Below are 26113 nucleotides of genomic sequence, written 5' to 3'. Positions count from 1 at the left end.
CCTCGTCCGGTCCCGGTTCCGACCCTGGTCCCGGCCCTGGTCCCGCTCCGGCGGGGCCCGGGCTCAGCGCGGGTCGATCCCGTGCTTCAGCAGCCACTGCAGCGGGTCGATGGCCGCGCCGCCCGCGGGACGCACCTCGAAGTGGAGGTGCGGCCCGGTGGAGTTGCCCGAATTGCCGGAGTAGGCGATGACCTCGCCGGCCTTGACCGAGCCCGAGCGGATCTTGGTGCTGCTCAGGTGGCAGTACCAGGTCTCGGTGCCGTCGGGGGCGGTCACTATCGCCATGTTGCCGTAAGCGCTGTTCCACTGGGTGCGCACGACGCCGTCGGTCGCGGCCATCACCGGGGTGCCGTAGTCCACCGGGAAGTCGATGCCGGTGTGGACCGACATCCAGTTCACGCCCGCCTGCCCGAAGTAGGCGCTCAGGCCGTGCTGCTTGACCGGGAGCAGGAACTTGGGGCGCAGCTGCTCCTTGAGGGCCGCCTCCGCCGCCTTCTTCGCGCGCTCCAGCGCCTGGCGCTCCTTGAGGTCGATGCGCTCCTGGTTACGGCTGGCCCGGTCGGTGAAGTCGTCGACGTCCCGGTTGACCCCGGCGAGCTGCTGGTCGAGCTTCGTGGTCGGGGCGTTGGCCGCCTCGGGCACGCCGTCGGCCTGGGTGCGGCTGCTGTCGGGGTCGTCGGTGTTGACGGTGACGGCGGCCGCGCAGGCGACGCCCATCACCGCCACGGAGGGGACGGCGACGGTGAGCAGGGCGGAGCGCCGGGCCGGGCGGCGCCGGCGGCTCCCGACGCCGTTCCCGCTGCGCGGGCGCGGCAGGGGGGCCGGGGCGGCGCCGTCCTCGGCGCCGTGCTCCGGGTCCGGCTCCGCGTCGTCCTCGGCGGTGTCGTGGGCGTCGGGCTCGTAGGGCTCGGCCTCGTACGACTCAGGCTCGTACCGGTCGGCCTCGTAGTGCTCGGCCTCGTAGTGCTCCTGGGCGTACGCCTCGGTCCCGTACCGGTCCGGCTGCTCGTAGGCGGCGGGCTCGGGAGCGTGGGCGTGAGCGGCCTCGGGAGCGTGGGCGTGGGCGGCCTCGGGCTCCTCGTAGGCGGCGTGGACGGCCGTGTGCTCGTACTGCGCGTAGTCGTAGGCCGCCGCCGGCTGCGCCTGTGTGGCGTCCGGGTACCAGGTGCCGGTGGCCGTGCCCGCGTGGTCGCCGTAGGCGGCGGTGCCGGCGGCCTGCCCCGAGGGCCAGTAGCCGGTCGCGGTGGTGTCGTACGAGACGGTGGCGTAGGACCCCGTGTCGTAGGCGGGGTAGCCCTGGCAGGAGCCGAAGAGTGGATCGTCATCCGCGTGAGCGGCGCCCACGGGCGCGTAGGAGGCGTCGGAATGCCCCTCGTACCCATAGCCGCTGTACTCGGGGGCGTACCCCGCCGGATGACGGTCGTTCACCGCTTCTCTTTCGCCTCGGCAGCAGGAGAATTAGCGGCGACTGTATCCCCCAGCGGGCGACGCCCACAATCTTCGGCGGGATTCGGGTATCCCCGATGCCTTGTGTTCGATGGCCTTTCGATGCTTATGGGGGCAAGGCCGTCAGGCGGCGTCCACGGCCCCCGACGCCAGTTCCTCGCCCAGCAGTGCCTGCCGGATGCCGGCGGCGATGGCCGCGTGGACCGGCATGGTCAGATGTCCGACCCCCGCGACGTGGACGTTGCGGGCGATGAGGTCCGGGTGATCGAGCCGGGCGGCCTCGACCGGGCTCATCAGCTCGTCCAGATCACTCCAGAACGCCACGAAACGGGTACGGCACCCGGTCGCCGGCTTGGCCAGTTCCTCGATGAGGTCGGAGTTGGGCCGCATCTGGCGGACGATCGGATGCGGGTTCAGTAGCGGCGCGGCGCGGGTCCCGGCGTGCGGGGTGCCCAGGGTGACCACGGTGCGCACCCGCGTGTCGCCGCCCAGGCGCTGGGCGTAGTAGCGGGCGATGAGCCCACCGAGGCTGTGGCCCACGATGTCCACCTGGCGGTGCCCCGTCTGCTCGCAGATCTGTTCGACGTGGCGTCCGAGGAGGGCGGCCGCCGTACGGATGTCACAGGTCAGCGGCGAGTAGTTGAGCGCCTGCACATGCGGCCAGCCGTGCCGTCGCAGCGACCGGCGGAGCATCGCGAACACCGAACGGTTGTCCACGAAGCCGTGCAGCAGGAGCACCGGGGGATGGCTCCGGCCCGCGGTGGGGAGGCGTGGCGGCGCCTCGGAGTCGCCGGCCGCCAACTGTGGCCCGCGCTCCTGGAAGATACCGGTCGGGTAGAGGAAAACATGACCGGTCAGGATGGCGATCTCGATCGCCGCGGCTCGTACGTAGGCCGCCTGGCGTACCAAGCGGTCTCCGACACCGAAAGACAGGACGCCCATGGCCTACCTCCCGTGGGCACACGGAGACGGCCCTGTCCCCCGTGCGCCGAGAACGCGACGGCCCGTGTCGCCTGCTGAACGAAGGACGGCCACGGGCCGAACGCGTTTCTAACGTGAACGTGTCCCATGTGTGATTTCCCCCTCGGGGCCCTTCGTGAAACTGTCCGCACGGGGGATGCTGGCGATAACGTTCGTTCACACATGTGCCCGCTGAGCGCAGCAATCGTGTATGGAGGCAGCGATGGGAGTGTCCGGACCGATCCGTGTGGTGGTCGCCAAGCCGGGCCTGGACGGCCACGACCGCGGGGCCAAGGTCATCGCGCGAGCGCTGCGGGACGCCGGCATGGAGGTCATCTACACCGGTCTCCACCAGACGCCCGAGCAGATCGTGGACACCGCGATCCAGGAGGACGCCGACGCCGTCGGGCTGTCCATCCTCTCCGGAGCCCACATGACGCTGTTCGCCAAGGTGATCGAGCTGCTCCGGGAGCGTGACGCGGAGGACATCAAGGTGTTCGGCGGCGGGATCATCCCCGAGGACGACATCGCCCCGCTGCAGGAACTGGGCGTGGCCGCGATCTTCACCCCGGGCACGTCGACCGGCGACGTCGTCACCTGGGTGAACGACAACATCCGCCATCCGGCCGAAGCCTGATCGTCACGGGCGGCGGTGCGGGCCTTTCGCCCGGACCGCCGCCCGCTCCCGGTCGCCCGCTCCGGTCGCCCGTTCAGGCGAGCTCCGCCAGCATCGCGGCCCGCAGGCGCAAGGTGCCGACCAGTCGCTGGAAGGCCTCCGCCCAGTACGCCCCGGCGCCCGGTGAGGTGTCGGCGGACTCGGCCGGCACCGCGGCCAGCGGGGCCGCCCGGTCGGCCTCCGCGGGGTCCATGCAGCGTTCGGCCAGGCCCATGACCCCGCTGAAGCTCCACGGGTAGCTGCCCGCGTCCCGCGCGATGTCCAGCGCGTCCACCGCCGCCGCCCCCAGCGGCTCGGCCCAGGGCACGGCGCATACCGCGAGCATCTGGAACGCCTCCGACAAGCCGTGCGCCGCGATGAAGCGGGCCACCCACTCCGCCCGCTCCGGGGCCGGGAGGATCGACAGCAGCTTCGCCGGGTCCCCGACGGGACTGACCGCCGTCGCGGGCGCCGGGGTGGGGCCCAGCAGGGCGCGTGCCCAGGCCGCGTCCCCCTGGCGCACCGCGGCCCGGCACCACGCCGCGTGCAGATCCGCCTGCCAGTCGTCCGCGACCGGCAGCGCGATGATCTCCTCCGGCGTCCGGCCGCCGAACCGCTCCCGCCACGTGACGAGCGGCGCCGCGTCCACCACCTGGCCGAACCACCACGCCCGCTCCCCGCGCCCGGCGGGCGGTATCGCCACCACGCCGTCGCGTTCCATGGCCGCGTCGCACTCGTACGGCGCCTCCGCCCCGATTCGGCCACCCCCCGGATCCCACGCGACGCACGTCCTGGCCCGTGCGGCCATCCGGGCGGCGAGGGCGGAGCCGGGGAGCGCCGACAGCAGCTCCGCGGCGGTGGCCCGCACATTGCGGCTGCGGTCGGTGAGGGCCTGCTCCAGGAACGGCTCGTCCTGCGGCGACAGGCCCTCGCGGAGCGAGTCCAGGAACATCAGCCGGTCCTCGGCGCGCTCCGCGGCCCATCCCGAGCGCAGCAGCTCCAGCGCCTGCCGCGGGTCGCGGGCCCGCAGCCGGGACAGCAAGGCCACCCGTTCGGCGAACAGCCCCTCCTCCCACAGCGTCCGCACGGCGCCCGGGTCACCGGTGTCCGGTACGACGCCCGGCGCCCCGGCGCGCAGCGCGAACCGCCAGTCGGAGTTCAGCTCCGCCAGCCACAACCCGCGCGGTCCCGCCAGCGCCAGGGCGTCCGGCCGCAGGTCGGTGCGTGCGCGGGCGGCGTCCAGCAGCGCGGGCAGCAGCTCCGGCGGGGCCGCCCAGCCGCGGGCGTTGGCCACGGCGAGCCACTGGGGCAGCAGCTCGGCGAGGTTGGGGGCGGCGCCACGCCGGCTGCCCCCGCCGCCCCCGACCGAGCGGTCCGCCAGCAGCAGGGACAGGCGCCGTCGTGCCGCCTCGGGCAGCGGCGGCCGCGGGTCGTGGGGCGTCGTGGCCGGCCGCGCCCCCGCCGTCGCCGGCCGCGCTCCGGCGCGGCGCCGTACGACGGCGAGCGCGGCGGAGTCCAGCAGCTCCTCGGGTGTGCTGCCCCTGCGGTCGGTGCCGAGGAGCGCGGTGCCGACCAGGTCGGCCCAGGTCGTCGTCATCGGTCCTCCTTCGTCGTCTCCTCCGTGCGGCCGCCCGCGGGAGCCCGCCGGGATCACACCGTCAGCGGCACCGGCTCCGCGCCCGCGCCGCCCCAGGCCGTGAACGGCCGGAAGCCCTGGTGGCCGAGCTCGCCGAACACCGTCACCGGGTGGCCGCCGGAGACCGCCGCGAGGCGCCACAGACCCGCTCCGGCACCGGCGCCGCCCGCCGTGACCGGGACGGCGTCGCTCCCGTCCCCGTCCGCCACCTGCCAGCCCGTTCCGCCCGGTATCGGCACGACGCCGGCGAGCACGACCGGCCAGGCGTCCAGCCACGGGTCGTCGGCCAGGGCCTCCCCGTAGGCGCCGAGTGCCGCGGCGACCGGCACGCCCGGCGGCACACGGCCGGGCAGCGGCGTGTCGTGCCGCGGCCCGAGCACCGCCCGCAGCTGACGGGCCCCCGGGTGGAAGGCCAGCTCCGCGTCGAGGCCGAGGCCGACCGGCAGTGCCGGCTCCGGCGCCCGGCCCGCGGCCCCGAAGGACAGCAGCAGCGCGGTACGGGCGGTGGCCTCGCCGTGCAGCCAGGTCCTGCGGGTGGTGAGACGGTCGTCGGCGGTGTCGTGCCGTGCCAGGACCAGCCAGCGGTCCCGCACCGTCGGTCCCGCCAGGAGCTCCGCCGAGTCCACCGTGAAGCCGACCCGGGACCGGACGGTGGCCGCCAGCGGCGCGGGCAGCGCGTCCTGCCGCAGACAGCCCCGGGCCAGCAGATGCAGCAGCGCCGTCTCCTCCAGCAGCCGTGACGGCCAGTCGCCCCCCGACCCCGCCAGCGCGCCCAGCTCGCGCACCCGCGAGGCGAGCCCGGGGGCCTGGGCGTCCACCATGCGCGCCGCCGTCTCGTCCCACCGCCGGTACCCCTCGCGGTCCGCTCCCGCCAGGCCGTCCCGCAGCAGATCCGCCAGCCGTCGCTCCAGCTCCGTGGCGCCGGCGGCCACCCGCCCCGCCCGGCGCTCGGCCCGTCTGCGCGCCGCCTCCGGGTCACCGCCGCCGGACGTGCCGCGCCCGCCCGGGGACGTCCGCTCCTCGCGCGCGCGGCGCGCGTCCAGCCACTCGGTGACCCAGTCGGGCCGGCCGCCCCCGTGTGCGGCCGGTCCGACCTCGCCCCCCGCCCACAGCAGGAGCAGCGCGAGCGCGTGCTTGCACGGGAACTTGCGGCTGGGGCAGCCGCACCTGAAGGCGGGCCCCGCCGTGTCGACCACCGCCTGGTACGGCGTGCCGCCGCTGCCCGCGCACAACCCCCACACCGCCGTGCCCGAGGACCCCGTCCCGGACCAGCGGGCGGCCGTCGCCAGCGCCGTCCCGGCCTTGCGCGACGACGCGTCGGGCGCGAGTGCCAGGACCTGGTCGGCGGTCCACCGCTCCGCCCGCTGTCCGTCCATCCCGTCCATGGCCACGACGCTACGGGCAGGCACTGACAAACCGCCCTGAGCTGCGGGTTCCTGACGGGGGGACGGGATTGTCAGTGGGGTGCGCGAAGGTGGGAACGCGGACGCCCCGCGGGGGGCTGACGGGGCGTCCGCGCCATCCGCTCCACGTGAGAACAGGGGAGAACCATGTCCGTGGACACCGCACTCCGGCCGCACGCCGAAGACGCGTTCGCCCATGAGCTCAAGGCTCTCGCGGCGGCCGACGACCGGCCGCGCCCCGCCCGGTGGAACCTGTCGCCGTGGGCGGTCGCCACGTACCTGCTCGGCGGCGAGCTGCCCGACGGCACGGTCGTCACCCCCAAGTACGTGGGTCCGCGGCGGATCGTGGAGGTCGCGGTCAGCACGCTCGCTACCGACCGGGCGCTGCTGCTGCTCGGTGTCCCGGGCACCGCGAAGACCTGGGTCTCCGAACACCTCGCCGCCGCCGTCAGCGGTGACTCCACGCTGCTCGTGCAGGGCACCGCGGGCACGCCGGAGGAGGCCATCCGCTACGGGTGGAACTACGCCCGGCTGCTCACCGGCGGGCCGAGCCCGGAGGCCCTGGTCCCGAGCCCGGTCATGAGGGCGATGGCCGAGGGGCGCATCGCCCGCGTGGAGGAGCTGACCCGCGTCCCCGCGGACGTCCAGGACACGCTCATCACCATCCTCTCGGAGAAGACGCTGCCGATACCGGAGCTGGGCACCGAGACCCAGGCGGTGCGCGGGTTCAACCTGATCGCGACCGCCAACGACCGGGACCGCGGTGTCAACGACCTGTCCAGCGCGCTGCGCCGGCGCTTCAACACGGTCGTGCTGCCGCTGCCCGCGACCGTGGAGGAGGAGGTCGACATCGTCAGCCGCCGCGTCGGCCAGCTCGGGCGCTCGCTGGAACTGCCGGCCGCCCCGGAGGGCGCGGACGAGATCCGGCGGGTGGTCACCGTCTTCCGTGAACTGCGCGGCGGGGTCACCGCCGACGGGCGCACGAAGGTGAAGTCCCCCTCCGGCACGCTCTCCACGGCCGAGGCGATCTCCGTGGTGACCAACGGGCTCGCCCTGGCCGCGCACTTCGGCGACGGCGTGCTGCGCGCAGGGGACGTCGCCGCCGGGCTGCTCGGCGCGGTGGTCCGCGACCCGGCCGCCGACCGCGTGGTCTGGCAGGAGTACCTGGAGACCGTCGTCCGTGAGCGGGAGGGCTGGAAGGACTTCTACCGCGCCTGCCGGGAGGTGACCCCGTGAACGCCGTGACCGCCGCGGACGGGGTGGCGCTGCTGGGGGTGCGGCACCACGGCCCCGGGTCGGCCCGCGGCGTGCGGGCCGCGCTCGACCGGCTGCAGCCGGGGATCGTGCTCGTCGAGGGGCCGCCGGAGGCGGACGCGGTGCTGGCACTCGCCGCCGATCCCGGGATGCGACCGCCGGTCGCGCTGCTCGCCCACGTCGTCGACGAGCCGTCCCGGGCCGGCTTCTGGCCCTTCGCCGAGTTCTCCCCCGAGTGGGAGGCGATCCGCTGGGCGGCCGGACGCGAGGTGCCGGTGCGCTTCATCGACCTGCCCGCCGCGCACTCGCTCCTGCTCCGCGACGAGCGAGGAGAAGGGGAGGGAGGAGAAGGAGACGGGGGAGAAGCGGAGGCGGAGGGGGCGGACGCGCGCATCGACCCGCTCGCCGTGCTGGCGCGCACGGCCGGCCACGACGACCCGGAGCGGTGGTGGGAGGACGCCGTCGAGCACCGCGGCAGGGACGGGGAGGGGGACGGCGACCCGCTGGCCGCGTTCGGGGCGCTCGCCGAGGCCATGGGCGTGCTGCGCGAGACCTACGGCGACGGGGGGCATCCGCAGGACGCGGTGCGCGAGGCCCACATGCGGCTGCGGATACGGGAGGCGCGCCGCGCGCACGGGAGGGTGGCCGTGGTGTGCGGGGCCTGGCACGTGCCCGCGCTCGCCGGGGGCGGCGGGGTCACCGCCGACCGGGCCCTGATCAAGGGCCTGCCCAAGGCGAAGGTCGAGGTCACCTGGGTGCCCTGGACGCACCGCAGGCTCTCCCGGGCCAGTGGCTACGGGGCGGGCGTCGACTCCCCCGGCTGGTACCGCCATCTGTTCACCTCGCCCGACCGGCCCGTCGCCCGGTGGATGACCAAGGTCGCCGGCCTGCTGCGCGAGGAGGACCTCCCGGTCTCCTCCGCGCACGTCATCGAGGCGGTACGGCTCGCCGGCACCCTCGCGACGCTGCGCGGCCGTCCGCTGCCCGGGCTCGGCGAGACCACGGACGCGGTACGGGCGGTGATGTGCGAAGGATCGGATGTGCCGCTGGCGCTGATCCGGGACCGGCTGGTGGTGGGGGACGTGCTGGGCGAGGTCCCCGAGGGCGCGCCGGCGGTGCCCCTCGCCCGCGACCTGGCGCGTGAGCAGCGCAGGCTGCGGATGAAGCCGGAGGCCCTGGAGAAGGAGGTGGACCTGGACCTGCGCAAGGACACCGACGCCGGACGCAGCCGCCTGCTGCACCGGCTGCGGATGCTCGGCATCGGCTGGGGCGAGCCGAGCCGGTCGCGCACGGCCGCCACCGGCACCTTCCGCGAGAGCTGGCGGCTGCGCTGGGAGCCGGAGCTCGCGGTGGCGGTCGCGGAGGCCGGGGTGTGGGGCACCACGGTGGAGTCCGCGGCCACCGCCCGGGCCGAGGACGAGGCGGTGAGCGCGGGGGCGCTCGCCGAGGTGACGGGCCTCGCCGAACGCTGCCTGCTCGCCGGGCTGGCGGACGCCCTGCCGACGGTGATGCGGGTGCTCGCCGACCGCGCGGCGCTCGACGTGGACGTCGCGCACCTCGCCCAGGCGCTGCCGGCGCTGGTGCGCTCCCTCCGCTACGGCGATGTGCGGGGCACGGACGCGGGGGCGCTGCGCGAGGTGGCCGAGGGGCTCGCGGAGCGCGTCTGCGTCGGGCTCCCGCCCGCGTGCGCGGGGCTCGACGCGGACGGCGCCGCCGAGATGCGCGGTCATGTCACGGAGGTGCAGCGGGCCCTGGTCCTGCTCGGCGACGACGCGCTGCGCGACCGCTGGGCCGGCGTGCTGCGGAGGCTGGCCGTGCGCGACCGCGGCGTACCGGGGCTGCTGCGGGGCAGCGCCGCACGGCTGCTCCTCGACGACGCGCGCCTGGAGCCCGGGGAGGTGGCCCGGCTGATGGGGCTCGCCCTGTCGCCCGGCACGGCGCCGCAGGAGGCGGCCGCCTGGGTCGAGGGCTTCCTCGCCGGGGGCGGGATGCTGCTGGTCCACGACGAGCGGCTGCTCACGCTGGTCGACGGCTGGCTGTCCGGGGTGCCGGCGGCCGCCTTCGACGACGTGCTGCCGCTGCTGCGGCGGACCTTCGGCGGCTTCGACCCGGGGGCGCGGCGCACGGTGGGGGAGCTGGTGCGGCGCGGCCCGGGAGGCGGGGGAGCGGGCGGCGGGGCCGCGGGGGAGGGCCTGCCGGGCTTCGCCCCGGGGCTCGACGAGGAGCGGGCGGAGGCGGCGCTGTCCACGGTACGGCTGCTGCTCGGGCCCGGCGGAGAGGACGGGGGTCGGGACGCATGACGGGCACGGACACGGGCACGGGCACGGACGCCGACGAGCGGCTGCGGCGCTGGCGGATGGTGCTCGGCGGAGGGCCCGCCGACGGCACGGGCCGGCGGCTCACCGGCCGGGACGCGGCGATGGACCAGGCACTGGAGGCGCTGTACGGCACCGCCCCGCACGGCGGGGGCGGGGCACCGCCCGCGCGGAGCGCCGGGCTGGGCGGCTCGGCGCCCCAGGTCGCGCGCTGGCTGGGGGACATCCGCAGGTACTTCCCCAGCAGCGTCGTCCAGGTGATGCAGCGCGACGCCATCGACCGGCTCGGGCTGTCCGCGCTGCTGCTGGAACCGGAGATGCTGGAGGCGGTCGAGGCCGACGTCCACCTGGCCGGCACGCTGCTCTCGCTGAACAAGGTGATGCCCGGGACGACGAAGGAGACGGCGCGGGCGGTGGTCCGCAAGGTCGTGGAGGACCTGGAGCGGCGCCTGGCGACCCGGACCCGGGCCACCCTCACCGGCGCGCTGGACCGTTCGGCGCGGGTCCACCGTCCCCGGCACCGGGACATCGACTGGGACCGCACGATCCGTGCCAACCTCCGGCACTACCTGCCCGAACACGGCACCGTCGTCCCCGAACGGCTGATCGGCCACGGCCGGGCCTGGCAGGCGGTGCGGAAGGACGTCGTGCTCTGCATCGACCAGTCGGGCTCGATGGCGGCCTCCGTGGTCTACGCGTCCGTCTTCGGCGCCGTGCTCGCCTCCATGCGCAGCATCGACACCCGGCTGGTCGTCTTCGACACGGCGGTCGCCGACCTGACGGAGCATCTGGACGACCCCGTCGACGTGCTGTTCGGCACCCAGCTCGGCGGCGGCACCGACATCAACCGGGCGCTGGCCTACTGCCAGTCCCTCATCGGCCGGCCCGCCGAGACCGTCGTCGTCCTCATCAGCGACCTGTACGAGGGCGGCATACGCGACGGGATGCTCAAGCGGGTCGCGGAGATGAAGGCGTCCGGTGTGCAGTTCGTGGCACTGCTGGCGCTTTCGGACGAGGGCGCGCCCTCCTACGACCGCGAACACGCGGCGGCGCTCGCGGCGCTGGGGGCGCCCGCGTTCGCCTGCACCCCGGACCTCTTCCCCGAGGTCATGGCGGCCGCCATCGAGAAGCGGCCGCTGCCCGTGCCCGAGCCCGCCCCCGGAGGGTGACGCAGGGACCGGGCGGGTGGGAGCGGCCTCGTCACCCTCGGTGAGCGGACCTCGGCCGCGGCGGACCCCGTTCCGGCGGACCCCGCCGGGGCGACCCGCCCACGTCCCCGTTGCCGCGGGAACCCCCCGAACGGCTGGTCTGTGACCGTTCTCACCGCTCTCGCACCATCTCGGATTTACCCGTGCCGCCTGCGCGGCGATAACCTGCGAGACGGACATGCCGCGTGCTCGGCCGACGTGTGCGCCCCCCGTACGGCCGTTCGTATGGTTCGTTACGAAGACGTCAGCGACGACCCGCCCCGGCACGCAGACAACGAACCGCGATAACCAAGGACGGACGCGCGTGGACCTGTTCGAGTACCAGGCGAGGGACCTCTTCGCCAAGCACGGTGTACCGGTGCTGGCCGGTGAAGTCATCGAAACGCCTGAGGCGGCGCGCGAGGTCGCGGAGCGGCTCGGTGGCAAGGCTGTCGTCAAGGCACAGGTGAAGACCGGTGGCCGTGGCAAGGCCGGCGGCGTGAAGGTGGCGTCGGACCCCGAGGACGCGGTGGCGAAGGCCGGCCAGATCCTCGGCATGGACATCAAGGGCCACACGGTCCACAAGGTGATGCTGGCCGAGCTGGCCCCGGAGATCGCCTCCGAGTACTACGTCTCCTTCCTCCTCGACCGCGCCAACCGGACCTTCCTGGCGATCGCGTCCGTCGAGGGCGGCATGGAGATCGAGGAGGTGGCGGCGACCAACCCGACGGCCGTCGCCCAGATCCCGGTGGACGCCATCGAGGGCGTGACCCCGCAGAAGGCCCGCGAGATCGTCGAGGCGGCCGCGTTCCCGGCCGACGTCGCCGACCAGGTCACCGAGATCCTGCAGACCCTGTGGAAGACCTTCATCTCCGAGGACGCGCTCCTCGTCGAGGTCAACCCGCTCGCCAAGGTCGCCGACGGCCGCGTCATCGCGCTCGACGGCAAGGTCTCGCTGGACGAGAACGCCGACTTCCGCCAGCCGGAGCACGAGGCGCTGGTCGACCACGCCGCCGCCAACCCGCTGGAGGCCGCGGCCAAGGCCAAGGGCCTCAACTACGTCAAGCTCGAGGGCGAGGTCGGCATCATCGGCAACGGCGCGGGTCTCGTCATGAGCACCCTGGACGTCGTCGCCTACGCCGGCGAGGGCCACGGCAACGTCAAGCCCGCCAACTTCCTCGACATCGGCGGTGGCGCCTCCGCCGAGGTCATGGCCAACGGCCTCGAGATCATCCTGGGCGACCCGGACGTCAAGTCCGTCTTCGTCAACGTCTTCGGCGGCATCACCGCCTGCGACGCGGTCGCCAACGGCATCGTCCAGGCCCTGGAGCTGCTGAAGTCCAAGGGCGAAGAGGTCACCAAGCCGCTCGTCGTCCGCCTGGACGGCAACAACGCGGAGCTCGGTCGGCAGATCCTGACCGACGCCAACCACCCGCTGGTCGAGCAGGTCGACACCATGGACGGCGCCGCGGAGCGCGCCGCCGAGCTGGCTGCGAAGTAAGGGACAGGTCACCACATCATGGCTATCTTCCTGACCAAGGAGAGCAAGGTCATCGTCCAGGGGATGACCGGTTCCGAGGGCACCAAGCACACCCGGCGCATGCTCGCCTCGGGCACCAACATCGTCGGCGGCGTGAACCCGCGCAAGGCCGGCACCAGCGTGGACTTCGACGGCACCGATGTGCCGGTCTTCGGCTCCGTAGCCGAGGCCATGGAGAAGACCGGTGCCGACGTCACCGTCATCTTCGTCCCGCCGAAGTTCGCCAAGGACGCGGTCATCGAGGCCATCGACGCCGGTATCGGCCTCGCGGTCGTGATCACCGAGGGCATCGCGGTCCACGACACCGCCGCCTTCTGGGCGTACGCGGGCAGCAAGGGCAACAAGACCCGGATCATCGGTCCCAACTGCCCCGGCCTGATCACCCCCGGCCAGTCCAACGCGGGCATCATCCCGGCCGACATCACCACCTCCGGCCGCATCGGCCTGGTGTCGAAGTCGGGCACGCTGACCTACCAGATGATGTACGAGCTCAGCGACATCGGCTTCTCCTCGGCGGTCGGCATCGGCGGTGACCCGATCATCGGCACCACCCACATCGACGCGCTGAAGGCGTTCCAGGACGACCCCGAGACCGACCTGATCGTCATGATCGGCGAGATCGGCGGCGACGCCGAGGAGCGTGCCGCGGCCTTCATCGCCGAGCACGTCACCAAGCCGGTCGTCGGCTACGTCGCGGGCTTCACCGCGCCCGAGGGCAAGACCATGGGCCACGCCGGCGCCATCGTCTCCGGCTCCTCCGGCACCGCCCAGGCGAAGAAGGAGGCCCTCGAGGCCGCCGGCGTCAAGGTCGGCAAGACCCCGTCGGAGACGGCCCGCCTCGCGCGCGCCATCCTGCAGGGCTGATCCTCGCCTCCGTACGCAGGCACGCACACGGGCCCGCTCCCTCCGGGGGGCGGGCCCGTGTGCGTGCGTGCGGGCGTGCTCAGCGCGCGGGGGCGGAGGTGCGCTGCCCGACCGGGTCGTGGTCGGCCGCGACGCGGTCGCTGAGCGGTCCGAAGACCAGCCCGACCGCCGTCGCCAGCGCGATCACCACCGTCGCCACCACGGCACCCACCGTGCGGATGCGCAGCCACTGCTCGCTCAGTTCGCGCACCATGGCCGCCGGGAACTCCGGCTGCGGCTGCTCGTCCAGCAGGTCGCCCAGCCGGGCCGGCGCCCCCTCGCCCAGGGCCTCGCGCCCCCGGACGATGCGCCGCCTGGTCATGGAGGTGGTGGCCATGCTCTCCGCCGCCGTGCGCCGCAGGCTCAGCCCCAGGCCGTCGTGGAGCAGTACGGCGTGCCGGGTGCCGCGCGGCAGCCGCTGGAACGGGCTGCGCTCCCGTGGCGGGGTGCGGTACCAGGGCAGCGTCTGCTGCCAGGGCGCGAGGGCGTGGTGGTGCGCCTCCGCACGGATCCACCCCGCCGGGTCGGGGTCGACGGCGACCTCGGGCCACCGCTGCCAGGCCAGGTCGAAGGCGCGGTGCACGGCGTGCCGGGCCAGCCGCATGTTGCCGGTGAGCAGTTCGACCTGGCGGAGCAGGGCGGGCGCGTTGCGGGTGTACAGCCCGTCGAAGGCCGCCTGGGCGGCCTCGGCGATCCGTACGGCCTCGATCGCCGGGTCCTCCGCCTCAGCCGCGGCCTCGACCTCCGGCTCCGGCTCCGGGGCGGGCTGCCCGCCGGGCCCCTCGGCCCCCGTCGGCTCCACCCGTTCCGCGGGCGCGCCCGATTCCCCCGCAGCGGCCGCCTGCGCGGCCTGCGGGTCCTTCGCGGCGTTCCCGGCCTGCGCCGCCCCGAGGGCCTTGGCCGGCCGGGGACGCCTTCGCTTCCTGATGGCCTTCGCGGCCCTCGCCGTGGATGTGCGGCTCATGCGATCGACCACTCGGATCGAATGAAGAAACGCATAACGCCATATTCCGCGACACGACGGTCATTCGCATGCTGCCACGACGAAAGGGGGTGTTCTTGGCAGCATGAGATCCGTGAGTGCCGCAAGCGCCCTGAGTCACGTCCTGCACCGGATCCGGGCCGCCCACGAGACCCTGCGCACCTCCGAGTCCGCCCCCGCCTTCACCGGCGGCGTGGTCGCCGCGGGCCTCGGCCTGGGCGGCTTCGCCATGCTCGTGCTCTTCCTGTGGGTCGTCTCGCCGTTCCCCGACAGCGGGCTGAACGGCGCCCTCCACGTCGCCGCGGACTGCTGGCTGCTCGCCCACGGCGGCGGCCTGGTGCGCACCGAGACCCTCTCCGGCGTCGCCGCGCCCATCGGCGTCACGCCGCTGCTCCCCATGGCGTTCCCGGTGTGGTTGCTGTACCGGGCGGGGGCGGACGCCGTCGCGCCGGCCTCGGACGACAAGGTCGCGCGGTCCGCCGTCGCGTGGCTGATCGGCGGGTACCTCGCGGTGGGCGCCGGGGTGGTCGTCTACACCTCGTACGGGCCGGTGCGCAGCGACGCCCTCGGCGCCGCGGTGCACCTGCCCCTCGTCGCCGCCCTCGCGGCGGCCGCGGGGGCCTGGATGGAGCGGGGGCGGCCGCGGATCCCGCTGCCCGCGTGGCTGTCCCGGGTGAGCGTGACCGTGACGGTGCCGCTGCGGGACGCCGCGGTCGTGCTGCGCTCGGCGGGGGCGGGCGTCTGCGTCCTCGTCGCGGGCGGTGCGGCGCTCATGGCGGTGACCCTGGCGCTGCACCCCGGCGCCGCGGGGGCGTCGTTCACCCGGCTCAGCGAGGCGCTGTCCGGGCGGCTGGCGGTGCTGGCGGTGGCGGTCGCGCTGATCCCGAACGCCGCCGTGTGGGGCGCGGCCTACGCGCTCGGCCCCGGTTTCGCCCTCGGCACCCAGGCCGCGGTGCGTCCGGCCGGCGTGGTGGGGGAGCCCGTGCTGCCGGACTTCCCGCTCCTCGCGGCGCTGCCCCAGCCCGGGCCCGGGACGTCGCTGACCTGGGCGGCGCTGGTCGTGCCGGTGCTCGCCGGGCTCGCGGTCGGGGTGCTCGCCGTCGACCGGCGGGAGCCGTGCGGCCTCGGGCGCACCGCGGCGCACGCCGCCCTGGGCGGGCTGGTGTGCGGGATCGCCATGGCACTGCTCACCGGGTTCGCGGCGGGGCCGCTGGGCACCGGGGCGCTGGAGGACTTCGGGCCGTCCTGGTGGCTCACCGGGTTCGCGGCGGCCGGGTGGACGGCGGCCGCCGGTACGCCCACGGCCCTGCTGGTGCGCTGGGTGCGGGTCCGCCGCGCCGCCGCCGCGACAAAGGGCCGGGACGCGGAGGGCGAGGAAGCGGTGGCCGAGGAAGCGGTGGGCGAGGAAGCGGAGGCGCAGAACGACGCGCTGCCCGGCGCCGCCCCGTCGGAGGCCTGAGCCTCCGTCCGGGGTCGGCGCGAGCGGCGCGTCAGGGCGTGTGGAGCACGTCGCGCAGCGGGGTCGGCAGCAACTGCTGGCAGGCGTCGCGCGACGAGGAGGTCAGCGCGTCGCGCGTGCAGGAGTAGTAGTCCTTGTAGACCACCTGGGTCGTGAAGGTCGTCGCCACGACGCAGAGGGCGAGCCCGCCCATGATCAGACCGCCGAGCGCGGCCGGGCGCTGCGGCTTGCTGCGGGGGTCGGTGGGCCGCTGCGGCGGAGGGGTGGCGCCGCCCTCGGTCAGCAGGGCGGCCGCCTCGGCGCGGGCCTTGGCCCGTTCCTCGGGCTTCATCCGCAGCGCGTTGACGCTCCAGTACAACGCGAGGGCGCCGAGCAGCAGCCCCACGTACGTCCAGCCCAGGAACAGGGCGAAGAAGAGCCCCCACATGCCGCAGATCATGGCGTAGCGGGCACGCCGCTGGGCGGGGTCGGTGGGGTCGAAGCGCGGTCCGTCCGGGCGCCGCCCGCCGCCGTAGCCGCCACCGGGGCGGTCGCCGTAGCCGCCGTCCTGCCGGCCGGGCTGCCGCTCGCTCCACTGGCCGCCCCATGCCGGGGGCGGCGGAGGCGGTGTGGGCGTGGGGCGCTCGTCCCCGGAGTCGGAGGGCTGCTCCGGCCGGCGCGGCTGCCAGGGCTGCTCGGGCGCGTTCTCCGCCGGCGGGGCGAACGGGTTGTCCTGCTCGTGGCCTCGGCCACTGCTCATGCTTGCCTGGGTCATCCCCTTGCCGTCGACTCCTCGAGTTGTCGGACGTGTGACTTCGCCGTTCTTCACCCCAGACGCTACCGCCCGCGCGCTCCCCCGTCCCGTGGGGGCGGTCGGGTGTGCCGGTATCGTTGCTGACGGTCGACGGCCTCGTAGAGTTCCCCGGAATTCCGGCGATCTTCGAGTCGTACGATCCTCCAAAGCGTCGGATCCCGAGAGATGACCCGCAGTGGCCACAGTCTTTCCGCCCCTTTCCCGCCCCGCCCGACTCGTCGTGCTCGTCTCCGGTTCGGGCACGAACCTGCAGGCGCTGCTCGACGCGGGACTGGACGTCGTCGCCGTCGGCGCGGACCGGTCCGGCATCGCCGGCCTGGAGCGCGCCGAGCGCGCCGGGCTGCCGACGTTCGTCTGCCGGGTCACCGACCACGGCGACCGTGAGGCGTGGGACGCCGCGCTGACCGGGGCGGTGGCCGCGCACGAGCCCGACCTGGTCGTCTCGGCCGGGTTCATGAAGATCGTGGGCAAGGAGTTCCTCGCCCGGTTCGGCGGCCGCTTCGTCAACACCCACCCGGCGCTGCTGCCGAGCTTCCCGGGTGCCCACGGGGTGCGCGACGCCCTCGCGTACGGGGTGAAGGTCACCGGCTGCACCGTCCACTTCGTCGACGACGGCGTCGACACCGGCCCGATCATCGCCCAGGGCGCGGTCGAGGTCCGGGAGGACGACACGGAGGAAGCGCTCCACGAGCGCATCAAGGAAGTCGAGCGCACGCTGCTCGTCGACGTCGTGGGGCGGCTGTCCCGCGACGGCTATCGCATTGAGGGACGAAAGGTTCTGTTGCCGTGAGTACCAAGCGGGAGATCCGTCGCGCACTGGTCAGCGTCTACGACAAGACCGGTCTGGAGGAGCTGGCCCGCGGCCTGCACGAGGCGGGCGTCCAGCTGGTCTCCACCGGCTCGACGGCCGGGCGGATCGCCGCCGCCGGGGTGCCGGTCACCAAGGTCGAGGAGCTGACCGGGTTCCCCGAGTGCCTGGACGGCCGGGTGAAGACCCTGCACCCGAAGGTGCACGCCGGCATCCTCGCCGACCTGCGGCTGGAGGACCACCGCCGGCAGCTGGAGGAGCTGGGCGTCGAGCCCTTCGACCTGGTCGTGGTCAACCTCTACCCCTTCCGTGAGACGGTCGCCTCCGGCGCCTCGGAGGACGAGTGCGTCGAGCAGATCGACATCGGCGGCCCCTCGATGGTCCGTGCCGCGGCCAAGAACCACCCGTCCGTGGCGGTCGTGACCAGCCCCGAGCGGTACGCGGACGTGCTCGGCGCCGTCCGTGAGGGCGGCTTCGACCTCAGCACCCGCAAGCGCCTGGCGGCCGAGGCGTTCCAGCACACCGCGGCGTACGACGTCGCGGTCGCGAGCTGGTTCGCGAGCTCGTACGCGCCCGCCGACGACAGCCCCTTCCCGGACTTCCTGGGCGCCACCTACGAGCGCAAGAACGTGCTGCGCTACGGCGAGAACCCGCACCAGGCCGCCGCGCTCTACACCGACGGCGGCGCGGGCCTGGCCAATGCCGAGCAGCTGCACGGCAAGGAGATGTCCTACAACAACTACGTGGACACCGAGGCCGCGCGCCGGGCGGCGTACGACCACGACGGGCCCTGCGTCGCGATCATCAAGCACGCCAACCCGTGCGGCATCGCGGTGGGCGACGACGTCGCGCAGGCGCACCGCAAGGCGCACGCCTGCGACCCGCTGTCCGCCTTCGGCGGCGTCATCGCCGTCAACCGGCCCGTGAGCGTGGCCATGGCCGAGCAGGTCGCCGAGATCTTCACCGAGGTCATCGTCGCGCCGGACTTCGAGGAGGGCGCGGTCGAGGTCCTCGCCCGCAAGAAGAACATCCGCGTGCTGCGCTGCCCGGAGGCGCCCGTCGCGGAGACGGAGTTCCGTCCGGTCGAGGGCGGGCTGCTGCTGCAGGAGAAGGACCGCCTCCAGGCCGCCGGGGACGACCCCGCCACCTGGACGCTGGCCACCGGCGAGCCGCTGACCGCCGACGAGCTGGCCGACCTGGCGTTCGCCTGGCGGGCCTGCCGGGCCGTGAAGTCCAACGCCATCCTGCTGGCGAAGGACGGCGCGACGGTCGGCGTCGGCATGGGCCAGGTCAACCGGGTCGACTCCGCCAAGCTCGCCGTCCAGCGGGCCGGCGAGGAGCGGGCCGCGGGCTCCTACGCCGCCTCCGACGCCTTCTTCCCCTTCCCGGACGGGCTGGAGGTGCTCACCGGCGCGGGCGTCAAGGCCGTGGTGCAGCCCGGTGGTTCGGTGCGCGACGAGGCCGTGGTCGAGGCCGCGCGCAAGGCCGGCGTGACCATGTACCTCACCGGGACGCGGCACTTCTTCCACTGACCGGCCGGTGTGCCGGAACGCCGAAGGCCCCCGCTCGCGCGGGGGCCTTCGGCCTGCGGGCGGCCCGCTCAGTACTGCGGGCGCTTGAACCAGGCCGCCGTCTCGGCCTTCGCCGCGAAGACGATCAGCAGCACGCTGAGCGCGAGCGGTGCGAGCAGCAGGAAGGCGCCGCTGATCATGGTGGCGACACTGCTCAGCGCGACCAGCACGCCGATCACGATGGACCCGATCCGTGTGCCGTTGCCGCCGGTCCTGTACTTGGCGCCCATGCCGATCGACAGCACGGCGAAGGCGAGGAAGAGCACCCCCATGACGTAGACCAGGCCGATGGGCATGGTCAGTTCGTCGGTGTCGTCCACGCTCTTGAGCGCCGCGGCCCCGAGCAGGAGCAGCAGGCCGCCCAGGATCTGCAGCCCGCCGAGCACGAAGAGCATCGCCCGGGCCGTCCTGGCCGACGACGGCATGACCTCCGGCCCGCCCGGGTACGCCGCGAACGGCGCGTGCGGCTGCGGCTGCTGGGGGTAGCCGTACGGCGGCTGCGCCTGCGGCTGGGGCTGCGTCGGGTAGCCGTAACCGGGCTGGGCCGGGGGCTGTTGCGGGTATCCGTACGGCTGCTGCGGTGGCTGCCGGCCGTAGGGATCGCCGGGGCCGGGCGGATAGCTCACTTCTCACTTCCTTCGCGGGGACGGGACCGGGGAACCGGGCCTACTGGGTCTTGACGACGACCGAGTTGAGGATCTTGTCGGCGAAGGTCTGCTTCTTGTCGTCCCACAGCGGCCACAGGTAGCCGATGTAGCAGGCGGCGCCGTCCAGGCCGTGGCACAGCCGGCGGACGAAGGCCATGCCGAAGCCGAGCGGACGGCCGTCCAACTCCCGCAGCACGCTGATGCCGAGGGCCTTCTTGCCCGGCGTCTGGCCGGTCTTGCCCTCGCGGTAGCACAGGAACAGGCTGCCGGCGAGGGACAGCAGGAAGCCGAGGCCGATCAGGGCGATGGCGCCACCCGGCATCGTGGGCGCGGGGCAGGAGTAGGTGCCGCTCTGGTCGCACGCGCGGGCCGCGTCGACCACCTCGGCGATGAACTGCGCGTAGCCGATGCCGATGAGGATCATCGGCACGAGTCCGGCGACCAGGAAGTCGATCAGCGTCGCGCCCACCCGCGCACCCCAGCTCGCGAACGGGGGCATGCCCGGGACGGGACCGGCGGGGCCCCCGGGGTAGCCGTAGCCGTACGGGCCCTGGGCCTGCGGCGGAACGGCGCCGTAGGGCGGCTGGGGCTGCGTCGGGTAGCCGTAACCGGGCTGGGCCGGGGGCTGCTGCGGGTAGCCGTAGGGCTGCTGAGGCGGCTGCTGGCCGTACGGATTGCCGGGACCGGGCGGGTAGCTCACGTTGGCTTCTTTCGCGCGGATGGGACTGGGGACGGGCCACATCGTCCTGGGCGGCGTCATCCGCTGTCCAGCGTTGGTGTGCGGACCTGAGAAGATGGAGGTATGACCGCCCAGATTCTCGATGGCAAGGCCACTGCCGCCGCGATCAAGTCCGAACTGTCCACCCGCGTCCAGGCGCTCAAGGCGCGGGGTGTCACCCCGGGGCTGGGCACGCTGCTGGTCGGCGACGACCCCGGCAGCCGCTGGTACGTCGCGGGCAAGCACCGCGACTGCGCGGAGGTCGGCATCGCGTCCATCCAGCGCGAGCTGCCGGAGACCGCCACCCAGGAGGAGATCGAGGCGGTCGTCCGTGAACTCAACGACGACCCGGAGTGCACCGGCTACATCGTCCAGCTGCCGCTGCCCAAGGGGATCGACACCAACCGCGTCCTGGGGCTGATGGACCCGGCCAAGGACGCCGACGGACTGCACCCGACGAACCTCGGGCGGCTGGTACTGAACGAGCGCGGCCCGCTGCCCTGCACCCCCAACGGCATCGTGGAGCTGCTGCGGCGGCACGGCGTGGAGATCAACGGCGCGCACGTCACGGTGGTCGGCCGCGGCGTCACCGTCGGCCGCTCGATCGGGCTGCTGCTGACCCGCAAGTCGGAGAACGCCACCGTCACCCTCTGCCACACCGGCACCCGTGACCTGTCCGCCCAGCTGCGCCAGGCCGACGTCATCGTGGCCGCCGCGGGCGTGCCGCACCTGGTGAAGCCGGAGGACGTGCGACCGGGCGCGGCCGTGCTGGACGTCGGCGTCAGCCGCGACGAGAACGGCAAGATCGTCGGCGACGTGCACCCGGGCGTGGCCGAGGTCGCCGGGTGGATCTCGCCGAACCCCGGCGGCGTCGGCCCGATGACCCGGGCCATGCTGCTGGCGAACGTCGTGGAGGCCGCGGAGGGCCGGTACGCATGACCGGGACGGGGCCCCGTACGCGAGCGACGGAACCGGAGGGGGCCGGCGAAGCCGGCCGCAGCCGCCGCTTCCAGGTGCTGACCCGCGGTACCGCGCGCCCCGAGGGCGGCGGCCGGGCCATGGGCGCCCACGCCCCGGCCCCGGCCCGTCAGTGGCCGATCCTCGTGGTCTCCGGCGCGGTGCTGCTCGGCCTGGTGCTGGTGGCCGCGGACGTCACCCGGGCCGGCCTGGTGCTGGTCGGCTCGGCGCTGCTCGCGGGCGCGCTGATGCGCCGGCTGCTGCCCTCAGTCGGCATGCTGGCCGTCCGCAGCCGCTTCACCGACATGATCACCTACGGTGTGCTGGGCGCCCTGATCGTGCTGCTGGCGCTGATGGCGCAGCCGCACCCGGTGCTGGAGATCCCCTTCCTGGAGGATGTCGTCCGCTTCTCCGTGCGTTGATCCGGTTACGCTGTGTGGCGAGTGTCCTGACGTACGACGTGCACCCCGGGCACACGTCACCGGTGTGAGAGGGAGAACGACTCCCATGGCCAAGATCAAGGCAAGGAACCCGGTCGTCGAGCTCGACGGCGACGAGATGGCGCGGATCATCTGGCGGTTCATCAGGGACGAGCTGGTCCTGCCGTACCTCGACATCGAACTGGTCCGCTTCGACCTGGGCATCGAGCACCGGGACGCCACCCACGACCGGGTGACGGCGGAAGCGGCGGAGGCGGTCGGCAGGCACGGCGTCGGCGTGAAGTGCGCCACCGTCACGCCCGACGAGGCCCGGGTCGCGGAGTTCGGCCTCAAGGGGATGTACCGCTCCCCGAACGCCACCATCCGCGACCGCCTCGGCGGTGGGATCTTCCGCGAACCCGTCGTCCTGCGGAACGTGCCGAGGGCCGTGCCCGGCGGGACCCGTCCCGTGGTGATCGCCCGGCACGCCTTCGGCGACCAGTACCGGGCCACCGAGCTGCGGATCCCCGGCGCGGGCACCCTCGCCCTGAGCTTCACCCCGGCCGACGGCTCCGACCCGGTCGAGCTGGAGGTCCACCACTTCCCGGGCGCCGGCGTGGCGCTCGGCATGGTCAACCTGGACGACTCGATCCGCGAGTTCGCGCGCGCCGCCTTCCGCTACGGGCTGGCGCGCGGGCTCCCCGTCTACCTGTCCACGAAGAACACGGTGCTCAGGAAGTACGACGGCCGCTTCAAGGACCTCTTCCAGGAGGTCTTCGACGGCGAGTTCCGGCGCGAGTTCGAGGCGTCGGGCCTGGGCCACGAGCACCGCCAGGTCGACGACATGGCGGCCTCGGCCCTGAAGGGCGCCGGCGGCTACGTCTGGGCGTGCAAGAACTACGACGGCGACATCCTGTCCGGGGTCCTCACCCGGGGCGTCGGCTCGGCGGGGCTGATGACCTCGGTCCTCATGACCTCCGACGGCAGGACCGTGCTGTCGGAGGCGGCGCACGGCACGGTCACCCGCCACTACCGCAGGCACCAGGCGGGCCGGCCGACCTCGACCAACCCCATCGCCATGGTCTTCGCGTGGAGCCGCGGCCTGGCCCACCGCGCCCGGCTGGACGACACCCCCGAACTCGCCCGGTTCGCCGGGACGCTGGAGAACGCCTGCCTGGAGGTCGTCGAGGCCGGCCAGCTGACCCAGGACCTGGCGGTGCTGGTCGGCCCGGAGCAGCCGTGGCTGACGACCGAGCGGTTCCTCGCCGCCGTCGACGAGAACCTGCGCAAGCGCATGTCCGTCTGAGCCGGACGTCCGACGCCGCGCGGCACCCGCACGAGCGGGTACCCCGTCCTCCCCCCGTCGGAGGACGGGGCACCGTCGTGTTGGGGCGCCCCCCTCTGGCCCCCGGCGACGACGCTACGGCCGGCGGTGCCGGGAGGTCGTCCCGTGCCGGTTTGACCTTTGGGAACAGGACGTACAACTTCCGTGGTACGGCGGGGGACTGACGCACACCCGTACGGCCGGGGCCTACGCTGCGCCCGTGGGGAAAAAGGGGCTGGTCGACGTCCTGCTGGCGGTGGGCTTCACCGCCGCCAGCATGCTGCTGGGGCACGAACGGCCACCCGGGGACTGGATACGGCTGGACCTGTTCGGCTACGCGCTGACCGCCCTGGTCAACCTGCCCATCGCGGTGCGCCGCTGGGCGCCGGCCGGTGTCTGCGTCTTCGTCTGCGCAGCCTGGACGCTGTACGTCGCCGCCGGGTACTGGCCGGTCGTCAACTCGATGGCGCCGCTGCTCGCGCTCTACACCGTCGCGGCCCTGCGCCCGGTGCGCACCGCGCTGGCCTGCGCGGCGCTGACCGGCGCGGTCTGGGTGTACGCCGGGCTGACGGCGGCGCAGAGCTCGATGGCCACGGTGGCCGCCCAGGCCGTGGTGTTCGCCCTGGTGATGTGCCGTTTCGGGCGGTCCGCCCGGGTGTCGGGCAAGCGCGAGGAGCGGCTGGCCCGGCTCACCGAGCAGCTGCGCACCGAGCAGCAGGACCGGGCCCGGGAGGCGGTGGCGGAGGAGCAGGCGCGGATCGCCCGCGAGCTGCACGACGTGGTCGCCCACCACATGTCGGTGATCTCGGTGCAGGCGGGCATGGCAGCGTACGTCTTCCACACCTCCCCGGAGACCGCCCGCGGCGCGCTCGACACCATCTCCGACACCACCCGTGAGGCGCTGCAGGAGATGCGCCGCATGCTCAAGGTGCTCCGCGCCGGGCCGGGCGAACCGGAGGAGGGCTGGGCCTCGTACGATCCGATGCCCTCGGTGACCCGGCTGGGCGAGATGATCGAGCGGGTGCGGGCCGCCGGCCTCGCCGTCGAGCTGCGGATCGAGGGCGAGCCGCGGCCCGTCGCCCCCGGTGTCGGCCTGTGCGCGTACCGGGTGGTGCAGGAGGCGCTGACCAACGTGCTCAAGCACGCCCCCCTCGCGCGGGCCCGGGTCCTGGTCGTCTACGAGCCGCACCACCTGGCGGTGACCGTCACCGACGACGGCACCGGCACCGGCACCGGCCCGGGCAGCGGCTCCGGAGCGCCACCGGGCCGATCCGATCCGGCCACAATCGTCCCGGGAACGGGCCACGGCTTGATCGGCATGCGGGAGCGCGCCAGGCTCTACGGCGGGACGGTGGACATCGGCCCGCTCGGCGAGGGCTTCGAGGTACGGCTCGTGCTCCCCACGTCCGCGCGGGGGACAGAGCGGCGAGGGGACGCATCGGGCGTATGACCAGGGTGCTCGTCGTCGACGACCAGTTCCTGATCCGGGCCGGCCTCGTCGCGCTGCTGCACGCCGCGCCCGGCGTCGAGGTGGTCGGGGAGGCGGGCGACGGCGAGGAGGCCGTGGAGCGCGCGGCGCGGACCGTGCCCGACGTGATCCTCATGGACATCCGGATGCCGGGGATCAGCGGGGTCGTCGCCACCGAGCGCATCCTGGCCGCCGCGGCGGACCCGCCGCCGCGGATCCTCGTCCTCACCACCTTCGACCTCGACGAGTACGTCTACACGGCGCTGCGCGCCGGGGCCTCCGGATTCCTGCTCAAGGACGCCGGTCCCGAACGCCTGATCGCCGCCGTCCACGCCGTCGCCGGAGGGGACACCCTCTTCGCCCCCAGCGTCACGCGGAGGCTGATCGAGGCCTACGCGCCGCCCCGCCCCGGTGCCCCGCCCGTCGGCGCGGACCGTGCCCCGCCCGCCGAACTGGCTGCGCTGACCGCCCGGGAACTGGAGGTGCTGCGGCTGATCGCCCGTGGCCTGTCGAACCCGGAGATCGCCGACCTGCTCTTCATCAGCGAGGCGACGGTCAAGACCCACCTCAACCGCACGATGTCCAAGCTCGACCTCGGCAGCCGCGCCCAGGCGGTCGTCCTCGCCTACGAGACCGGACTCGTCACCCCGCGGGGAGCGTGAGGATTCTCCGGATTTCATGCATCGAGCGTATGTGCGTCGCTACCGTGGGTTGACCGACGGAGCCGGGGGGTGCGTGGTGGCACGCTGGGAGCCATTGCCCGAGACACTGGACGGTGGCGCGCGCCGTCTCGCCGTGCATCTGCGCCGGATGAAGGACCGCAGCGGGCTGAGCGTCCCGGCGCTCGCCGCACGCACGGCGAGCAGCACCGGAGCCTGGGAGCAGTACCTCAACGGCGTGCGGATCCCGCCGCGTGACGCGGTCGAGGTGCTGGGGCAGCTCAGCGGCGCCGACTACGACCGGCTGATCGCCCTGTGGGAGCTGGCCGACCGCGGGGTCACCGACACCATGAAGGGCTTCCCGTACGCCGACCCGCTCGACCCGCTGGCCCCCGTCGAGGGGATGCCCCGGCACGCCCTGCGGCGACGGCGCAAGGCCCTGCTGGCGGCCGCGGGCGGGCTGGTGCTGGGCGGGGTGTTCGCGCTGCTCGTGGCGAGCGGGGTGGCCACGGACGGGACCGGGCGGGCCGATGCGCCGCTGGCGGCCCGCCCCACGGCCAGCGTGCCGGCCGGCCCCGCGCCCTCCGCCACGGGCTCCGCCGGGTCCGCCGTCACCTCCTGGCCCGGGTCGGTTCCCCCGGCGCAGGCGACGGACGCGCGGGCCTCCCGTACCGCGGGCGCCATGTCCCCGGACGGCGGCACGCCCGCCGCGCAGGTGGCGGAGACCGGCGGGGTGTCCTCCGCCCCGGCCAAGGGCCCGCACACGGCGCCCGGCACGGGCGGGACGACGACGGCGGCACCCGGTGGCGGCGCCCCCACCACCCAGGCACCGCCGCCCGCGACGAGCGCCCCGGCGGCGCCCTCCCCCTCCCCGAGCCGCAGCTCCGGCAAGGGGCTCTGCCTGGGCCTGATCATCCTGGGCATCTGCATCGGATGACGGGCGCAACCGGACGGGCCGCCCGAAGCATCTTCAACGGTAGCCTTCCGGGGCAGAACGGCAACAGCAAGA

Annotated in this window: 22 protein-coding genes and 1 pseudogene; 15 read left to right on the top strand and 8 right to left on the bottom strand. The window is 74.2% G+C overall.

Annotation, left to right across the window (positions count from 1 at the left end; genetic code table 11):
• Positions 1 to 63: 63 nt before the first annotated feature.
• Both OG937_19160 and OG937_19155 read right to left on the bottom strand, forming a co-directional pair.
• Complete coding sequence (locus tag OG937_19160; GenBank protein ID WUD73651.1) at positions 64 to 1428, bottom strand: M23 family metallopeptidase; 1365 nt, start codon at positions 1426 to 1428, stop codon at positions 64 to 66.
• 141 nt (positions 1429 to 1569) lie between these two features.
• On the bottom strand, positions 1570 to 2388 hold the full coding sequence (locus OG937_19155; protein WUD73650.1) for an alpha/beta fold hydrolase: 819 nt from the start codon (positions 2386 to 2388) through the stop codon (positions 1570 to 1572).
• 241 nt (positions 2389 to 2629) lie between these two features.
• Between OG937_19155 and OG937_19150 the strand changes: the two genes are divergently transcribed.
• Positions 2630 to 3043, top strand: a complete 414-nt coding sequence (locus tag OG937_19150; GenBank protein ID WUD73649.1) for a cobalamin B12-binding domain-containing protein — start codon at positions 2630 to 2632, stop codon at positions 3041 to 3043.
• 73 nt (positions 3044 to 3116) lie between these two features.
• Here the strand turns inward: OG937_19150 and OG937_19145 are convergent, their stop codons facing one another.
• The gene (locus tag OG937_19145) at positions 3117 to 4658 is read right to left on the bottom strand and encodes a DUF5691 domain-containing protein (protein ID WUD73648.1); all 1542 of its coding nucleotides are present in this window, start codon (positions 4656 to 4658) and stop codon (positions 3117 to 3119) included.
• A 53-nt stretch (positions 4659 to 4711) separates the two neighbouring features.
• The gene (locus OG937_19140; protein WUD73647.1) at positions 4712 to 6082 is read right to left on the bottom strand and encodes an SWIM zinc finger family protein; all 1371 of its coding nucleotides are present in this window, start codon (positions 6080 to 6082) and stop codon (positions 4712 to 4714) included.
• Positions 6083 to 6247: 165 nt separating this feature from the next.
• Between OG937_19140 and OG937_19135 the strand changes: the two genes are divergently transcribed.
• The 5 genes from OG937_19135 to sucD all read left to right on the top strand — a co-directional run bounded on the left by OG937_19135 (position 6248) and on the right by sucD (position 13260).
• Positions 6248 to 7336, top strand: coding sequence for an AAA family ATPase (locus OG937_19135; protein ID WUD73646.1), 1089 nt, complete (start codon positions 6248 to 6250; stop codon positions 7334 to 7336).
• A gap of 5 nt (positions 7337 to 7341) precedes the next feature.
• Positions 7342 to 9654, top strand: a complete 2313-nt coding sequence (locus OG937_19130; protein ID WUD78813.1) for a DUF5682 family protein — start codon at positions 7342 to 7344, stop codon at positions 9652 to 9654.
• Positions 9651 to 10838, top strand: coding sequence for a VWA domain-containing protein (locus OG937_19125; GenBank protein WUD73645.1), 1188 nt, complete (start codon positions 9651 to 9653; stop codon positions 10836 to 10838). Before OG937_19130 ends, OG937_19125 begins: the two co-directional genes overlap by 4 nt.
• A gap of 343 nt (positions 10839 to 11181) precedes the next feature.
• Positions 11182 to 12357: an ADP-forming succinate--CoA ligase subunit beta gene (sucC, locus tag OG937_19120; protein ID WUD73644.1), complete on the top strand. Its 1176-nt coding sequence runs from the start codon at positions 11182 to 11184 to the stop codon at positions 12355 to 12357.
• 18 nt (positions 12358 to 12375) lie between these two features.
• Positions 12376 to 13260, top strand: coding sequence for a succinate--CoA ligase subunit alpha (gene sucD, locus OG937_19115; protein ID WUD73643.1), 885 nt, complete (start codon positions 12376 to 12378; stop codon positions 13258 to 13260).
• A 79-nt stretch (positions 13261 to 13339) separates the two neighbouring features.
• On the opposite strand, the gene OG937_19110 is transcribed toward sucD, so the two are convergent.
• Positions 13340 to 14263 carry a hypothetical protein gene (locus OG937_19110; GenBank protein WUD73642.1) on the bottom strand — a complete coding sequence of 308 codons (924 nt, stop codon included), beginning with the start codon at positions 14261 to 14263 and terminating at the stop codon, positions 13340 to 13342.
• Between the two features lie 112 nt (positions 14264 to 14375).
• Between OG937_19110 and OG937_19105 the strand changes: the two genes are divergently transcribed.
• On the top strand, positions 14376 to 15740 hold the full coding sequence (locus tag OG937_19105; GenBank protein ID WUD73641.1) for a DUF6350 family protein: 1365 nt from the start codon (positions 14376 to 14378) through the stop codon (positions 15738 to 15740).
• Positions 15741 to 15771: 31 nt separating this feature from the next.
• Here the strand turns inward: OG937_19105 and OG937_19100 are convergent, their stop codons facing one another.
• The gene (locus OG937_19100; GenBank protein ID WUD73640.1) at positions 15772 to 16479 is read right to left on the bottom strand and encodes a hypothetical protein; all 708 of its coding nucleotides are present in this window, start codon (positions 16477 to 16479) and stop codon (positions 15772 to 15774) included.
• Between the two features lie 229 nt (positions 16480 to 16708).
• On the opposite strand from OG937_19100, the gene purN reads away from it, so the two are divergent.
• Together purN and purH are read left to right on the top strand one after the other, a co-directional pair.
• Positions 16709 to 17323 carry a phosphoribosylglycinamide formyltransferase gene (gene purN, locus OG937_19095; GenBank protein ID WUD73639.1) on the top strand — a complete coding sequence of 205 codons (615 nt, stop codon included), beginning with the start codon at positions 16709 to 16711 and terminating at the stop codon, positions 17321 to 17323.
• Positions 17320 to 18873, top strand: a complete 1554-nt coding sequence (gene purH, locus OG937_19090) for a bifunctional phosphoribosylaminoimidazolecarboxamide formyltransferase/IMP cyclohydrolase (GenBank protein ID WUD73638.1) — start codon at positions 17320 to 17322, stop codon at positions 18871 to 18873. The genes purN and purH overlap by 4 nt, the downstream gene beginning before the upstream one ends.
• A gap of 68 nt (positions 18874 to 18941) precedes the next feature.
• Here the strand turns inward: purH and OG937_19085 are convergent, their stop codons facing one another.
• Both OG937_19085 and OG937_19080 read right to left on the bottom strand, forming a co-directional pair.
• Positions 18942 to 19538 carry a DUF2076 domain-containing protein gene (locus tag OG937_19085; GenBank protein WUD73637.1) on the bottom strand — a complete coding sequence of 199 codons (597 nt, stop codon included), beginning with the start codon at positions 19536 to 19538 and terminating at the stop codon, positions 18942 to 18944.
• A gap of 40 nt (positions 19539 to 19578) precedes the next feature.
• The gene (locus OG937_19080; protein WUD73636.1) at positions 19579 to 20259 is read right to left on the bottom strand and encodes an RDD family protein; all 681 of its coding nucleotides are present in this window, start codon (positions 20257 to 20259) and stop codon (positions 19579 to 19581) included.
• A gap of 102 nt (positions 20260 to 20361) precedes the next feature.
• Here OG937_19080 and OG937_19075 point away from each other — a divergent pair, with 102 nt between their 5' ends.
• The 6 genes and pseudogenes from OG937_19075 (at position 20362) to OG937_19050 (ending at position 26041) form a co-directional block, all read left to right on the top strand.
• Complete coding sequence (locus tag OG937_19075) at positions 20362 to 21216, top strand: bifunctional methylenetetrahydrofolate dehydrogenase/methenyltetrahydrofolate cyclohydrolase (GenBank protein ID WUD73635.1); 855 nt, start codon at positions 20362 to 20364, stop codon at positions 21214 to 21216.
• 56 nt (positions 21217 to 21272) lie between these two features.
• Positions 21273 to 21656: pseudogene (locus tag OG937_19070) on the top strand (DUF3017 domain-containing protein).
• Between the two features lie 85 nt (positions 21657 to 21741).
• Positions 21742 to 22959 (top strand): NADP-dependent isocitrate dehydrogenase, encoded by a 1218-nt coding sequence (locus OG937_19065; GenBank protein ID WUD73634.1) that lies wholly within the window; start codon positions 21742 to 21744, stop codon positions 22957 to 22959.
• Between the two features lie 238 nt (positions 22960 to 23197).
• Positions 23198 to 24427, top strand: coding sequence for a histidine kinase (locus OG937_19060; GenBank protein ID WUD73633.1), 1230 nt, complete (start codon positions 23198 to 23200; stop codon positions 24425 to 24427).
• Positions 24424 to 25107: a response regulator transcription factor gene (locus tag OG937_19055; GenBank protein WUD73632.1), complete on the top strand. Its 684-nt coding sequence runs from the start codon at positions 24424 to 24426 to the stop codon at positions 25105 to 25107. The genes OG937_19060 and OG937_19055 overlap by 4 nt, the downstream gene beginning before the upstream one ends.
• A 94-nt stretch (positions 25108 to 25201) precedes the next feature.
• Positions 25202 to 26041, top strand: a complete 840-nt coding sequence (locus OG937_19050; GenBank protein ID WUD73631.1) for a helix-turn-helix domain-containing protein — start codon at positions 25202 to 25204, stop codon at positions 26039 to 26041.
• Positions 26042 to 26113: the final 72 nt, after the last annotated feature.

This window comes from Streptomyces sp. NBC_00510 (assembly GCA_036013505.1).
Lineage (GTDB): Bacteria > Actinomycetota > Actinomycetes > Streptomycetales > Streptomycetaceae > Actinacidiphila.
Note: the sequence above shows the minus strand (reverse complement) of the source record. Positions and strands in the feature narration are given on the sequence as shown.